2 protein-coding genes are annotated in these 1,832 nt (G+C 39.7%); both read left to right on the top strand.

Going from position 1 to position 1,832, the window contains the following annotated elements; translation table 11 throughout:
- A partial coding sequence (locus HMPREF9074_RS08230; RefSeq protein WP_034540248.1) for a tetratricopeptide repeat protein occupies window positions 1-1,274 on the top strand: 1,274 nt, incomplete at its 5' end.
- Between the two features lie 45 nt (window positions 1,275-1,319).
- The coding region (gene lptC / locus HMPREF9074_RS08225) for an LPS export ABC transporter periplasmic protein LptC (protein ID WP_034540255.1) at window positions 1,320-1,832 on the top strand (513 nt) is incomplete at its 3' end.

Below are 1,832 nucleotides of genomic sequence, written 5' to 3'. Positions count from 1 at the left end.
ATTGCAAAAGCAATGATGAACTAAAGCAAAAACTTTCTATATTTAGTGAGTATGCAAAAGCTAGAAATTACAACGAGGCATACCCTATATGGAAAGAAGTGTACACCCAATGCCCTTCATTGCACTATGCTACTTTTGCCTATGGCGAACGCATATTGCAAGACCGTATCAAAAACAATACTGCAGGACAAAAAGCTCAATCTGTAAAAGAGCTTATTCAGCTATACACCGACTATAATAAGCTATTCCCTACTCGCCTATCAACTACCGATATGCGCATACGCCAAGCGCTACTTATGTTTGACGAAAATGCTGGTAGCGAACAAGAAATATACGACTTGCTAAACAAGGCTTTCACTGAAGACAGAGCTAACTTCAAGAACGAAAAAGCTCTTTATTTGTACTTCTCTGAATTGGTAGCTCTACACGAGAAAGGACAAAAAGAATTACAAGAAGTATTCGATGCTTACGATAACGTATCAGAAAAAATACAAGACGAAAAGAATGAGCTTTCTGCTACTATCAACCAGTATTTAGCTCAAGAAGAAGCTGGTATTATCAGCGAAAAAGATAAGAAAACATTAGACGCAAGCCGTAAACGTGTAGATAACTACGAAACTATAGCCGAAAGTGTAGATGCTAAATTAGGGCAGTTAGCCGATTGCCAAAACCTTATTCCATTGTATACTAAGAACTTCGAGGCTAACAAAACTAACGAAGAATGGCTACGTCGTGCTGCTGGAAAAATGTCTGATAAAGACTGTACTAAAGACCCTCTATTCGTTAAGATAGTAACTTCACTACACAACGTGAAACCATCAGCTAACTCAGCTTACTACTTAGGGGTTATGAGCGACAAAGATGGCAATACCTCTAAAGCGATACAGTATTACAATGAGGCTGTAAACCTTGAGACAGATAACTTTAAAAAATCTAAGTTGCTTATCAAAATAGCTTCTAAGCACAGCAAAGCACAAGCTGTAGGTTACGCTCAGAAAGCCTTAACTTACAACCCTTCAAACTCTGATGCTTACCGTATAATGGCACACGCCTACGCAAGTTCTGCTAACGAATGTGGTAGCACTTCTTTTGAGAAGAGAGCAGTATACTGGTTAGCGGCACAAATGGCACGCAAAGGAGGTTTGGAAAGTTTAGCAGCTCGCTATGATGCTCTTGCTCCAAGCAAAGCTGACATCTTCGAGTCTGGCTTAGCTGGCAAAACTATCAGCTTCAAATGCTGGGTAGGACAGTCTGTTACTGTACCAAGATTGTAGTGGTAATAAGCAGATTTGAAAATGAACAAATTTGCAAGCGATTATATGAAGAAAATAATTACATACAAATTAATGAAAAGTATTGTCATACCTTTGGGTATGGCAATGCTTTTTTCGTGTAGTAATGATATGAAAAATCTTCAGCAACTAAGTGTGCAGAAGAAATTCCCTCAAGGAGAAGCCTACGACTTTAAGTTGGTATATACCGACTCTTCTAAAGTAGTAGCTGTACTGACTAGCCCTCTGAACAAGGATTTTTCAAACCAACAAATGCCCTATTCTGAGTTCCCCGAAGGAGTTAAGGTAGAATTTTACGACCAAGCCCGCCATAAGAATACCGTGCAGGCAAAGTACGGCATCATCTACCCGAGTGCTGATATGGTAGAGCTGCGCGACAGCGTAGTGCTGACTACCTACGATGGCAAAAAACTCAATACAGCACAACTGTTTTGGGACCAAAAAGAAGACTGGATTTTTACCGACAGAGAGTTCACCTTTACCGACACCAAAAAAGGTACTGTTACCAAAGGAATAGGAATGGACTTCGACAAGAAATTT

The organism is Capnocytophaga sp. oral taxon 329 str. F0087 (assembly GCF_000213295.2).
Taxonomy (GTDB): domain Bacteria; phylum Bacteroidota; class Bacteroidia; order Flavobacteriales; family Flavobacteriaceae; genus Capnocytophaga; species Capnocytophaga leadbetteri_A.
This window is presented reverse-complemented; position numbering and strand designations above follow the sequence as displayed.